Below are 11,906 nucleotides of genomic sequence, written 5' to 3' on the forward strand. Positions count from 1 at the left end.
GTCAGGGTAGGCGTCGACCCCGCGACGCCGTCAGAGCGGCTCCGGGACCGCGTAGACGACGATGTTCGACTCGTAGCTCCCGGTCGCCGGGTCGAAGACCCCACCGCACGTGACGAGCACGAGTTGCGGGCTGCCGTCGCGCCGGAAGACGTCACGGGGCAGGTCGTGCTTGCCGTACTCCCGCCTGGCGGCGACCCGGAAGGTCGCGGCGCGGCCGTCGGCGCCCCGGACGACGACGGGTTCCCCCGCGGTGAGCTGCGGCAGCACCGCGAGCACGCCGACGCCCTGGGTCCGCGAGTCGACGTGCCCGGCGATCACCGAGCTGCCGGCGGCCCCGCCGGGGAGGACGCCGGGGGCCCACCAGCCGACCGTCCGGACCTCCTCCGGGACGACCATCCCGCCGTTCGGGCCGGTGCCGACGGCGTCGACCGGCGCGGTGACACCGCGGGCCGGGAGTTCCAGGGTCGCCGGGACGACCGGGGACGGCGGCTCGCCGGGACCGGGCCCGGTGGGCGGGTAGATCGGCGAGACCGTCCACGGCTGCTGCGGCGCGATCGCCGGCGGCCCGGCCCGGCGCGGGGTCTCGGCGGCCGGGACGCCCGGGCCGGGGAGCGGGCGGGCCGGGTCACCGGCGGGCGCAGCGGGATTCCCCGGTCCGGCGGGAACGTCCGGGGACAGGGCTGCGGCCGGCGCAGGAGGGGCGGGCCGGGCGGCGGCCGGGTCCGGGCCGGGCGGCACGGTGGGCGCGGCGGGAGTGCCCTGGGCAGCCGGCGCGGGTGGGACTGCAGGATCGGACGGGGTGGCCGGCGCGGGAGGGGGCGAGCCCGGCAGGTCCGCGACATCCGGTGCCCCGACGACGGGGTCGGGCCGGGCGAGCACCGGTAGCGCCTCCGAGGCGGGCACCGCCCGCACCCCGCCGGACATCGGTGCGGGCACCGACCCCAGGTCCTCGGCGACGATCCGCGGATCGTCGCCGAGGGCGAGTCCGGCACCGGCACCCAGCAGGGCGACGCCGGAGAGCAGCAGGGCCGCCGCTCCCCGGACACCGCCGCGCGGGTGCCGGTGCCGGGCGGTCACGCGCGGGAGCGGCGCAGCCGGATCAGACCGGCGCCGAGCAGCAGCAGACCGGCACCACCGAGGGCGGCCGGCAGCACCGCGTCGGACGCCGACGCGGCCTGGCCGCCGGTACCGGCGTCGACCGCCGGGGCGCCGCCCTGGCCCGCACCGTTGCCGGAGCCGTTGCCCGAGCCGTTGCCCGCGCCCTCCTGGCCGGAGCCGTCACCGGAGCCCGAGCCGCCCGCGCCGGCACCCGCGTCCGGTCCGGCGGCCTGGCCGTCCTGGCCCGCGCCGTCGCCGGCACCGTCACCGGAGCCACCGGCCGCGTCGCCGGAGCCGTCGGCACCCGGGGTCGCGGCACCGGCCGCGGCGGCGGCCTCGTCCAGCTTGGTCTTCAGCGCACCGAGGTTGGTCAGCTGCGCGCGGGCCTGGTCCAGCTGCTCCGGCGGCAGGCCGGGCACGTTCAGCAGGCCCTGGGCCTGGTCGTTGAGCTGGCCGACCTGCTCCTGGGCGGCCTGCAGCCAGCCCTGGTCGAACTGCTCGCCGGTGCGGGCCTTCAGGTCGTCGACCTGGGCCTGGATCTCCGGCGAGACCTGGTCGGGCAGCGAGACGCCGACCGAGGACGCCAGGCCACGCAGCTTGTCGTTGAGCTGCTGGCCCTCGCCCTGCACCTGCGGCGCGAGGTCCTTGACCTGCTGGCCGACGCCCTGCTCCAGGCCGACGCCACCCAGCGCGGCGAGGCCGAGCGCCTTCTGGTGCGCGTCCCCGAAGGCCTGGCGCGGGTCCCCGACGCCGGGAACCTGCGGCAGCTCGGTCGGGATGTTCGGGACCTGCGGCGTCTCGCCACCGCAGGCGGTCAGGCCGACGAGTGCGATCGCGGCGACGGACGCCCCGACGGTCCGGGTCATGCGCTTCGACGAAGTTGTCACGATCTTCCCCCGAGAGTAGCGGTCCACATGCGGTGGGCTACCAGCGATACTCCGAACGTTGCAACTCGAACCACTCCATCGGCAGTAATCGTCCGGCGAGCGGCTATCTGCGCCCGCCCAGCGGGGCGGGTGCGGACGGCGGCGGGACGACGGGACCGGTGTCGCCGTCCGGGGCGGAGTCCAGGTCCAGGACGACGGGTGCGTGGTCGCTCGGCGACCTACCCTTCCGTGCCTTCCGGTCCACCCACACCGCCGCCCGGCGGCCCGCGGGATCCTCCCCGGCGAGCACGAGGTCGATCCGCATGCCCTGGTCCTGGTGGAAGCGCCCGGCGCGGTAGTCCCAGTAGGTGAACACCCGCTCGTCCGGCCAGCGGTCGCGCAGCACGTCGTGCAGCCCGGCCCCGACGAGACCCGCGAGCGCCTCGCGCTCGGCCGGCGTGACGTGGGTGGCGCCGTCGAACTGCGAACGGTCCCAGACGTCGTCGTCGGTGGGGGCGATGTTCACGTCCCCGGCGACGACGGTCGTCGCCGGGTCGCCCGCCACGACCTGGTCGCGCAGGGCCGCCAGCCAGCGCAGCTTGTAGGCGTAGTGCGGGTCGGACGGTTCGCGCCCGTTCGGGACGTACACCGACGTCACCCGCAGGCCGCCGCAGGTGGCGGTGACCGCGCGGGCGTCGGGCACGTCGAGCCCGCCCTCGCTGAAGACGGGCTCGCCGGGCAGGCCCCGCACGACGTCGTCGAGGCCCACCCGGGACAGCACCGCGACGCCGTTCCACCGGCCCTGGCCGTGGTGCGCGACCGCGTAGCCGCGTGCGGCCAGCTCGTCGTCGAAGGTGGCGGCGAAGTCGTCGTCGGACAGCTTCGTCTCCTGCAGGCAGACGACGTCCGGATCCCGCTCGTCGAGCCACGGCAGCAGCCGCGGCAGCCGGGATTTCGCCGAGTTCACGTTCCAGGTGGCGAGGCGCACGGGACCGGACCCTACGAGAGGAACCGCTGCACCGAACGCCGGATGCCCGCGACGTCGAGCCCGTGCGCCGCGTCGTGGTCGGCCGGGTCGCCGTAGCGCCGCAGCTCGGCACGGGACACGCCGAGACCGAGCAGCCGGTGCCTCACCCCGTCCAGGGCGTCGGCGACGACCCGCGACGAGGTGCCCGCCAGGTAGGGCTCGACGAGCACGACGTCCGGCTCGGAGAGCGTCGCCCGCAGCGTCGCGCCGTCGAACGGCCGGACGGTCGGCGCGTAGAGCACCGTGACGTCGAGGTCCGCGACGGCGGCGAGGGTGCGGTCCGCGAGCGGGCCCACCGCGACGACCGTGCCGCGGCTCCCCCGCCGCAGCACCGTCATACCCGGGCCGGTGCTCAGCGCGGCCGCGTTCGACGCGCCGGAGAGCCGGACGTACACGCGGTCGTCGCCGGGCAGCGCGGCCCGCAGCTGCGCCTCGGCCTCGTCGGCGTGGCCGGGGACGTGCACCGTCCAGCCGTCGAGGGTGTCGAGCAGCGCGACGTCACGGGAGCCGAAGTGCGTCTCCCCCGCCCCCGCCATGTCGTACGACGCACCCGCCGAGACCAGCAGCGCGCCGGTGTCCTGGTGCCCGAGGTCGAGCTTCAGCTGCTCGTACGGCCGCTCGACGAGGAACGGCGCGAACGTGTGCACGATCGGCCGCATCCCGGTGAGCGCGAGCCCGCCGGCGGCCGACACGAGCAGCTGCTCGCGGATCCCGAGGTTGACCACGCGGCGCGCGAGCCGGTCCGGGAGGTCGACGTAGCCGGCCCCGATGTCGGCGAGCAGGGCCACGGCCCGCGGTTCGGCGTCGAGGAGCTCCGGGAGGAGCCCGTAGAAGCGTTCCCGCTGGTCGGCGGGCCGGTGCGCCACGGTGTGCAGAGCAAAGGCGGTCATGAGGGGGTCCCCTTCGGCTCGACGTGGGCGACGACGGCGAGCGGCCGGTCGTCGTGCGGCGTGCCGAACGCACGCTCCAGGTCGTCGTGGTCACGGCCGTCGGCGTCGGCGGTCACCCAGCCCTCGACGGCGAAGCGCGCGGCGATCCCGCCCGGCCACCCGTGCGACGCGGAGCGGTTGTCGATCACGACGGCGGTCAGCCCGGCGAGCCCCGCCCGCCCGGCGTACTGGATCGCCTCGGCGTTCGAGCCCTCGTCGAGCTCGGCGTCGCCGACGAGGACGACGGTCCGCGCCGCCCGGCCCTGCAACCGGAGCCCGAGCGCGGTGCCCACGGCCAGCCCGAGCCCGTGCCCGAGGGAGCCCGAGGAGATCTCCACACCCGGCACGAGCGTGCGGTCCGGGTGGTGGCCGAGGTCCGAGTCGTAGGTCGCGAACCCGTCCAGCGCGGCCGGGTCGAGGAACCCCCGCGCGGCCAGGACGGCGTAGAGCGCCATCGGCCCGTGCCCCTTGGAGAGCAGGAACCGGTCCCGGTCCGGGTCGTCCGGGTGCGCGGGGTCGACCCGCAGGACGCGGCCGTAGAGGACGCGGAGCACGTCCAGGGTCGAGGTGGCGGCGGGCTCGTGCTTCTCGTCGCCGGTCATCCGGGTCATCAGCCCCGTGATCCCGGCGGCGGTCCCGGAGGTTCCGGTGGTCGCTGTCGTCATGCGGACCACCGTGCGACCTGAAGCTCGGTTCAGGTCAAGGATTTCCGATCAGTCGTCCTCGGGCGGGGTCGCCTTGCGGACGTAGAGCAGCTGGTCCCCGCGCTCGAGCGCGTCGACCGCGGCGGAGTCGACCCGGTAGAGCTGGTCGCCGCGGACGACGCCGAGCACGATGTCGGGCAGGTGCCGCGGCGACCCGCCCACCTCGGCCGGTTCGACCTGGCGCTGGGTGATGGCGAACCCGGCGTCCGGGGTGAGCAGGTCCTCGACCACCTCGACGACGGCCGGGGACCGGGTCGCGACGCCGAGCAGCCGGCCCGCCGTCTCGTCGGAGACGATCACCGAGCTCGCCCCGGACTGCCGCAGCAGGTGCACGTTCTCCGCCTCGCGCACCGCCGCGACGATCGAGATCGAGCGGGACAGCTCGCGGGCGGTGAGCGTGACCAGCACCGCGGTGTCGTCCCGGTCCAGCGCGACGACCAGCGTCGTCGCCAGCTGCACCCCGGCGATCCGGAGCACCGCCGACCGGGTCGCGTTCCCGGACACGGTCACCAGCCCCAGCCCGGACGCGACGTCGAGCCGGGCCCGGTCGGTGTCGACGACGACGATCTTCTCGGGCTCGACGCCGTCGCCCAGCAGCGTCTCCACGGCAGCCCGGCCCTTGGTGCCGTAGCCGACGACGACGGTGTGCTCGCGCACGCGCGACCTCCAGCGCTGGATCCGGAACGACTGGCGCGAGCGCTCGGTGAGCAGCTCGACGGTCGTCCCGACGAGAACGATCAGGAACAGCACCCGCAGCGGGGTGACGACGGCGATGTTGATCGCCCGCGCGCTCGGGCTGACCGGGACGATGTCGCCGTAGCCGGTCGTCGACAGCGACACCGTCGCGTAGTACAGCGCGTCCATCAGCGAGATCTCGCCCGCGCCGTTGTTGTCGAGGTAGCCGTCGCGACCGAAGTAGACGATCAACGTCGTCGCGCCCAGCGCGAACAACGCGATCACCAGCCGGGTCACCAGGGAGCGGACCGGGCTCGACCGCGCGTCCGGCATCCGCAGCGCGCCCTCGGCGTGCGGATCGAGCGCGGCGAGGCGGGAGGAGCCGATCACGTGCGGCAGGCTAGCCCCGTGTCCCGCGGTACGGGCCCCGCGGGCCCTATCCTGACCGGGTGCCGGCCGACGAGGACTCCGATCGTGGCGCGCGTGTGCCGGGCGGGCGCACCTCCCTGCGCCCCCGGCTCACCGGGCGGTTCCGGTCCGCGACGACTCCCCCGTCGGACCCGGCCGAGGTGCTCGAGGCCGGTGTCGCCGTCGCGGCGGGGCTGCGCGAACCCGCCGGCTCACCGGCCGCGACCGACGCGCTGCGCCGGCTCGCCGGGCTGTGCGGCGCCCGCTCCGCCGGCCTGCTCCTCCCCGGACGTGCGCCCACCTGGTGCGGCCCCGACCGCGAGGCGGGCATCGCACTGGGGCACCGGGCGGGCGCCCGGCGGGCCACCGACGGCGAGCTGACCGCGACGGCGCTGGGCACCGATCCCGAGCCGCCGGTGCTCGTCCTCGGCGGGGTCACCACGGCCACCGCCCGGCGGATCTCCGCGTTCGTCGCCGACGCGCTCGAACGTGCCCGCCTCGACGACGGCGCCGCCGAGGCCGAGGCCGCCCGGCTGCGCGACCTGCGTGCCCAGATCTCACCGCACTTCGTCTACAACGCGCTCACCACGATCGCCTCGTTCGTGCGCTCGGACCCGGCACGTGCGCGGGACCTGCTGGAGACCTTCGCCGACTTCATCCGGCACTCGCTCGCCGCCCGCGGTGACTACACCCCGCTGGCCGGGGAGTTCCGCTCGGTGGAGGCCTACCTGACGCTCGCACGTGCGGTCCTCGGCGACCGGCTCCGGGTGCAGGTACGGGTGGCGCCGGAGGTGCTGCCGGTGCCGATCCCGGTGCTGGCGCTGCAACCGCTGGTGGAGAACGCCGTGCAGCACGGCGTCGAGCGGACCCAGGACGGCGGGCTGGTCCAGGTCAGCGGCGAGGCCGAGGGGGACGTCTGCGTGATCGCCGTCGAGGACGACGGGCCCGGGATGGCACCCGAGCACGCCCGTGCGGTGCTGGCCGGCACCGCGGATGGCGCCGGGCTGGCGCTGGTGAACGTCGACCGTCGCCTGCGGGCGGTGTACGGCCCCGAGCACGGCCTGGTCATCGAGACCGCCCCCGGCGCGGGAACCCGGATCGTCCTGCGCGTCCCGCGCTTCCAACCGGGGGTGGTCGTGTGACCGAGACGCCGCTGCGGGTGCTGGCCGTCGACGACGTCGCGCCCGCGCTCGACGAGATCTGCGCGCTGCTCGCCGACGCCCCCGATGTCGGCGAGGTCGCGCGGGCCGGCGACGCCGTCGAGGCGCTGCGCACCATCCCCACCGGCCGGTTCGACGCCGTCTTCCTCGACATCACGATGCCGGGGATGGACGGCCTGGAGCTGGGCGGCGTGCTGGCCGCGATGGCGTCCCCGCCGGAGATCGTGTTCGTCACCGCGTTCGAGGAGCACGCGGTCGCCGCCTACGGCCTCGGTGCCGTCGACTACCTGCTGAAGCCCGTGGGTGCCGACCGGCTCGCCGAGGCGCTGGCCCGGGTGCACCGGGCGCGCGCGGGCCGCACTGTCGCGGGGCCGCCTCCCGCCGAGGACCGGACGGGCGTCACCGGCGGCGGGCCGGCCGTCCCCCGGGTCGACGAGCTCGCGGTGCTGCCGGTGGAGCTGGCCGGGCGGACCCGGTACGTGCGTCGCGAGGACGTGCGGTTCGTCGAGGCGCACGGCGACTACGTCCGGCTGCACACCCCGTCCGGCTCGCACCTGGTCCGCATCCCGCTCTCCCGGCTGGAGGAGCACTGGGACGCCCACCACTTCGTCCGGGTGCACCGCAGCTTCCTGCTGCACCTGCCCGCGGTCCTCGAGCTGCGCAGCGACGCCGGCGGCGGGCTCCTCGCGCACACCGACGCCGGGGACGTCCCGGTCAGCCGCCGGCACGCCCGCGAGCTGCGCGACCAGCTGCTGGCGGCGGCGACCTCGGGGGCGCTGGACGTCCCGGGCCGGGAGCGGGGCCGGGGATGAGCCGCCCGCGCCGGGTCGCCGTGACCGCGCCGCCGGAGCCCGGCGCGCGGGCCGTCGCGGCGCGGCCGGCCCCGGAGCCGGTGCTCGATCCGGAGCTCGCCGCCCGCGCCCGGCGGGTGCGGCGGGCCCAGCTCCGCCGGGCCGGGGTGACGCTGCTGTGCGGGGCGGTGCTGCTGCTCGGGCTGCCGGTGCTGCTGCGGTACGCCCCCGGGCTGGCGCAGTGGCGCGGCGCCGGACTTCCACTGGGCTGGATCGCCGTGGCGTGGCTGCCCTACCCGCTGCTCGCGGTGCTCGCGTGGTGGCACCTGCGCCGGGCGGAGCGGGCCGAGCGGGCCCACTCGTCGTGACCGGGGCCGCCGTCGTCGCGCTGTTGCTGGTCACGGTCCTGATCGGGGCCCGTGGCGTGGCCGCCATGCGCACCACGTCGGACTTCCTGGTGGCGTCGCGGCAGACGTCGCCGATGCTGAACGCGGCGGCGGTCTCCGGCGAGTACCTGTCGGCGGCGTCGTTCCTCGGCGTCGCCGGCCTGGTGATCAAGGAGGGCACCGGGGCGCTCTGGTACCCGGTCGGGTTCACCGCGGGCTACCTGCTGATGCTGGCGCTGGTGGCGGCGCCGATGCGGCGCAGCGGCGCGCTGACCGTGCCCGGGTTCGCCGAGGCACGGCTGGGGTCGCGGTCGCTGCGCCGGTTCTGCGCGGTGGTCGTCGTCGTGATCGCGGTGCTCTACCTGGTGCCGCAGATCGTCGCGGCCGGCCAGCTCCTGACACTGGTGTCCGGTGTGGACTACTGGGTGGGCGTGGTCGTCTCCGGCCTGGCGGTCGGGATCACGCTGGCCCTGGGCGGGATGCGGGCGGCGACCTACGTGCAGGCGTTCCAGTTCGCCCTCAAGCTGCTCCTGTTCGCCGGACCCGCGATCTGGCTGCTGCTGCTCGCCGGGCCCCAGCTGCGCGACGAGCTGGCCGCCCCGCCGGAGTTCACGCACTTCACCCGGGAGACCCCGGTCGACTTCCGCCTCGACACCGATCTCGTGGTCACCGAGCCGGTCACCGTCGCCGTCGACGGGATCCCTGTCGAACTGACGCCGGGTACCCACCACGCACGCGCCGACCAGGTGTGGCTGTTCCCGGAGGGCGCCCCGGTCCCCGGGCTCGGTGGCGACCGGGCGTCGCTGCCGGTGCCCGGCGGGGAGGACTGGGCGCTGCCGCTGCTCGGCACGGGTGCGACCGCGCCGTTGCTGGCGACCTGGTCGGTGCTGGTCGCGACGGCACTCGGGACGATGGGGCTGCCGCACATCATCGTCCGGTTCCACACCAGCCCGGACGGGCGCGGCGCCCGCCGGACGGCCGCGATCACCGTCGCGCTGCTGGGCACGTTCTACCTGTTCACCATCGTCTACGGGCTGCTGGGGACCGTGCTCACCCCGGAGCTGTACCTCTCGCAGGGCACCGACACGGCGATCGTCACCCTGCCCGGGCGGGTGACCGGCGGTGGGACGGCCGCGGTGCTGACCTCGTTGCTCACCGCCGGTGCGTTCGCCGCGTTCCTGGCCACCTCCCTCGGACTGCTCCTCGCGCTGTCCGGCGCGCTGTCGCACGACCTGATGCCGTCCGGGCTGCGCCGGCTCCGGCTCACCGCCCTGGCCGCCTCGGCAGCTGTCGTCCCGGCCGCGCTGCTGATGGTCCGGGTCGACGTCAGCGCGGCCGTGACCTCGGCGTTCACCGTCGCGGCGTCGACGTTCTGCCCGCTGCTCGTGCTCGGCCTGTGGTGGAAGGGTTTGACCGCGCGCGGCGCGTACGCGGGAATGGTGGCGGGGCTGGTCTGCTCGGCCGGGGCGATGGGGCTGGGCGCCACCCTCGGACTGGGCGGAACGGCGGGCATCCTGCTCACCCAACCGGCCCTGTGGTCCGTCCCCCTGTCGTTCGTACTGATGATCGCGGTGTCGCTGGGCGATCACGTTCCGTCGTGGGCGGAAGATACGATGCTCCGGCTCCATCTGGCGGACCGCGAGTAGCGAGGGGGCCGATCCGGCCGATGTCAAGACCGTCGGTCGAATTCTGGTGCGCCCGGCCTGCCGATCGTCGGCCACTCGCCTCACTGTCCGAATCGAGACCGTGTGTGGGGTTCCGCACACGCCCGCGAGGAACTTTCCTGGGCGCACCCCGAGTCCGGTGCCCGGGAGATGCAAGGAGGCATACGTGAGTACCACCGAGTCCGAGAACAGTACGGGCGGTCCTCCGCCCGGGACGCCCGACTGGGGCGCCGTACAGGCGAGCGACGACTTCCAGCAGCTGCGTCGGCGTCTCCGCGGGTTCGTCTTCCCGGTCACCGCGGCGTTCCTGGCCTGGTACCTGCTCTACGTGCTGCTGGCGAGCTTCGCCGCCGACTTCATGGCGACGCCCGTGCTCGGCAACATCAACCTGGGGCTGATCCTGGGCCTGCTCCAGTTCGTGTCCACGTTCGCGATCACCGTCGCGTACGTCCGGTTCGCGGGGAACACCCTCGACCCGCTGTCGTCGAAGATCCGTGACGAGATCGAAGGGGGCACGAAGTGAACGCCGTGCTGGCCCAGGGGGTCGCGGGCGCGAGCCCGATCCTCAACATCTCGATCTTCCTCGTGTTCGTCATCGGCACGCTGGGGATCGTCTTCTACGTGAACAACCGGCACGCGAAGAAGACGGCGTCCGACTTCTTCACCGCGGGCGGCGGGTTCTCGGGGACCCAGAACGGCTTCGCGATCGCCGGTGACTACCTGTCGGCGGCCTCGTTCCTGGGCATCGCGGGTGCCATCGCGATCAACGGCTACGACGGGTTCCTCTACTCGATCGGCTTCCTGGTCGCCTGGCTGGTGGCGCTGCTGCTGGTCGCGGAGCTGCTGCGGAACACCGGCCGGTTCACGATGGGCGACGTGCTGGCGTTCCGGATGCGTCAGCGCCCGGTCCGCGCGGCCGCGGCCACCTCGACGCTGGCCGTGTCCTTCTTCTACCTGCTGGCGCAGATGGCCGGTGCCGGCGCGCTCGTCTCGCTGCTGCTCGGCATCTCGGGCGCGTTCGCACAGGGCGTCGTCATCGCGATCGTCGGCGTCGTGATGATCGCCTACGTGCTGATCGGCGGCATGCGCGGCACCACCTGGGTCCAGATGATCAAGGCGGTGCTGCTGATCGCCGGTGCGCTGGTCATGACGATCTGGGCGCTCGCGCTGTTCGGCTTCAACTTCTCCGCGCTGCTGCAGGGCGCCGCCGACGCCTCGGAGAAGGGCGTCGGACTGTTCGCCCCGGGCGAGCAGTACGGCACGTCGACCACGTCGAAGATCGACTTCATCTCGCTGGGCATCGCGCTGGTGCTCGGCACCGCGGGCCTGCCCCACGTGCTGATGCGCTTCTACACCGTGCCGACCGCCAAGGAGGCCCGGAAGTCGGTCGAGTGGGCGATCTGGCTGATCGGCCTCTTCTACCTGTTCACCCTGGTCATCGGCTACGCGGCCGGTGCGCTGGTGGGCCCGGAGACGATCCAGAACGCTCCCGGCAAGGTCAACTCGGCGGCGCCGCTGCTGGCCTTCGAGCTCGGCGGCCCGGTGCTGCTGGGCATCATCGCCGCAGTCGCGTTCGCGACGATCCTCGCGGTCGTCGCCGGCCTGACGATCACCGCGTCGGCGTCGTTCGCGCACGACGTCTACATCAACGTGATCAAGCGCGGGAACGTGGCCGACACCGAGGCCACCCAGGTCCGCGTCGCCCGCCGCACCGCGATCGTGATCGGTGTCGTGGCGATCGTCGGCGGCATCCTGGCCCGCAACCAGAACGTCGCGTTCCTCGTGGCGCTGGCGTTCGCGGTGGCGGCCTCGGCGAACCTGCCGACGATCCTCTACTCGCTGTTCTGGAAGCGGTTCAACACCACCGGCGCGCTGTTCTCGATCTACGGCGGTCTGGCGAGCACGCTGATCCTGATCATCTTCTCGCCGGTCGTCTCCGGGAAGCCGGCGACGGCGTCCAGCCCGTCGATCATCCAGGGCGCGGACTTCGCCTGGTTCCCGCTGGAGAACCCGGGCCTGGTGTCGATCCCGCTGTCGTTCCTGCTGGGTGTCATCGGCACCTACGTCGGCGAGAAGCGGGCCGACGGCAGCAAGTACGCCGAGATGGAGGTCCGGTCGCTGACCGGTGCCCACATCGCCAAGGCCGAGTCGCACTAGCGATCCGTCCGGGCCGCGAGCCCGTGTCCCGCAGCTGCGGG

The 11,906-nt window shown here is 74.5% G+C and carries 12 protein-coding genes; 6 read left to right on the forward strand and 6 right to left on the reverse strand.

Features of this window, described 5'->3' with window-relative positions:
• Positions 1 to 30: 30 nt before the first annotated feature.
• The 6 genes from PP1_RS11925 to PP1_RS11950 form a co-directional block, all read right to left on the reverse strand.
• The gene (locus tag PP1_RS11925; RefSeq protein WP_075313984.1) at positions 31 to 1,077 is read right to left on the reverse strand and encodes a class F sortase; all 1,047 of its coding nucleotides are present in this window, start codon (positions 1,075 to 1,077) and stop codon (positions 31 to 33) included.
• Positions 1,074 to 1,964, reverse strand: coding sequence for a DUF4142 domain-containing protein (locus tag PP1_RS11930; protein WP_075313983.1), 891 nt, complete (start codon positions 1,962 to 1,964; stop codon positions 1,074 to 1,076). Before PP1_RS11930 ends, PP1_RS11925 begins: the two co-directional genes overlap by 4 nt.
• A gap of 124 nt (positions 1,965 to 2,088) precedes the next feature.
• Positions 2,089 to 2,952: an exodeoxyribonuclease III gene (locus PP1_RS11935; RefSeq protein ID WP_010226523.1), complete on the reverse strand. Its 864-nt coding sequence runs from the start codon at positions 2,950 to 2,952 to the stop codon at positions 2,089 to 2,091.
• Between the two features lie 11 nt (positions 2,953 to 2,963).
• Positions 2,964 to 3,881 carry a transketolase family protein gene (locus tag PP1_RS11940; protein WP_050802247.1) on the reverse strand — a complete coding sequence of 306 codons (918 nt, stop codon included), beginning with the start codon at positions 3,879 to 3,881 and terminating at the stop codon, positions 2,964 to 2,966.
• Positions 3,878 to 4,585, reverse strand: coding sequence for a transketolase (locus tag PP1_RS11945; RefSeq protein ID WP_050802249.1), 708 nt, complete (start codon positions 4,583 to 4,585; stop codon positions 3,878 to 3,880). Before PP1_RS11945 ends, PP1_RS11940 begins: the two co-directional genes overlap by 4 nt.
• Before the next feature lie 48 nt (positions 4,586 to 4,633).
• The gene (locus tag PP1_RS11950; protein ID WP_082399547.1) at positions 4,634 to 5,632 is read right to left on the reverse strand and encodes a potassium channel family protein; all 999 of its coding nucleotides are present in this window, start codon (positions 5,630 to 5,632) and stop codon (positions 4,634 to 4,636) included.
• Positions 5,633 to 5,748: 116 nt separating this feature from the next.
• On the opposite strand from PP1_RS11950, the gene PP1_RS11955 reads away from it, so the two are divergent.
• The 6 genes from PP1_RS11955 (at position 5,749) to PP1_RS11980 (ending at position 11,865) form a co-directional block, all read left to right on the forward strand.
• Entirely contained in the window at positions 5,749 to 6,849 is a 1,101-nt protein-coding gene (locus tag PP1_RS11955) for a sensor histidine kinase (protein ID WP_249265932.1), read from the forward strand.
• Positions 6,846 to 7,679, forward strand: coding sequence for a LytR/AlgR family response regulator transcription factor (locus tag PP1_RS11960; protein ID WP_060573867.1), 834 nt, complete (start codon positions 6,846 to 6,848; stop codon positions 7,677 to 7,679). Before PP1_RS11955 ends, PP1_RS11960 begins: the two co-directional genes overlap by 4 nt.
• Positions 7,676 to 8,026: a hypothetical protein gene (locus PP1_RS11965; protein WP_060573868.1), complete on the forward strand. Its 351-nt coding sequence runs from the start codon at positions 7,676 to 7,678 to the stop codon at positions 8,024 to 8,026. The genes PP1_RS11960 and PP1_RS11965 overlap by 4 nt, the downstream gene beginning before the upstream one ends.
• Positions 8,023 to 9,690: a sodium/solute symporter gene (locus PP1_RS11970; protein ID WP_010242278.1), complete on the forward strand. Its 1,668-nt coding sequence runs from the start codon at positions 8,023 to 8,025 to the stop codon at positions 9,688 to 9,690. The genes PP1_RS11965 and PP1_RS11970 overlap by 4 nt, the downstream gene beginning before the upstream one ends.
• Before the next feature lie 184 nt (positions 9,691 to 9,874).
• On the forward strand, positions 9,875 to 10,231 hold the full coding sequence (locus PP1_RS11975) for a DUF485 domain-containing protein (protein ID WP_010242274.1): 357 nt from the start codon (positions 9,875 to 9,877) through the stop codon (positions 10,229 to 10,231).
• Positions 10,228 to 11,865 carry a solute symporter family protein gene (locus tag PP1_RS11980; protein WP_010242272.1) on the forward strand — a complete coding sequence of 546 codons (1,638 nt, stop codon included), beginning with the start codon at positions 10,228 to 10,230 and terminating at the stop codon, positions 11,863 to 11,865. The genes PP1_RS11975 and PP1_RS11980 overlap by 4 nt, the downstream gene beginning before the upstream one ends.
• Positions 11,866 to 11,906: the final 41 nt, after the last annotated feature.

The organism is Pseudonocardia sp. P1, assembly GCF_000178675.2.
Classification (GTDB): Bacteria; Actinomycetota; Actinomycetes; order Mycobacteriales; family Pseudonocardiaceae; genus Pseudonocardia.

What these genes read in the sequence shown, in the direction of transcription:
- PP1_RS11930 (WP_075313983.1), bottom strand. Translation starts at nt 1,964, where the DNA reads ATGACCCGGACCGTCGGGGCGTCCGTCGCCGCGATCGCACTCGTCGGC.
- PP1_RS11940 (WP_050802247.1), bottom strand. Translation starts at nt 3,881, where the DNA reads ATGACCGCCTTTGCTCTGCACACCGTGGCGCACCGGCCCGCCGACCAG.
- PP1_RS11950 (WP_082399547.1), bottom strand. Translation starts at nt 5,632, where the DNA reads ATGCCGGACGCGCGGTCGAGCCCGGTCCGCTCCCTGGTGACCCGGCTG.
- PP1_RS11965 (WP_060573868.1), top strand. Translation starts at nt 7,676, where the DNA reads ATGAGCCGCCCGCGCCGGGTCGCCGTGACCGCGCCGCCGGAGCCCGGC.
- PP1_RS11945 (WP_050802249.1), bottom strand. Translation starts at nt 4,585, where the DNA reads ATGACGACAGCGACCACCGGAACCTCCGGGACCGCCGCCGGGATCACG.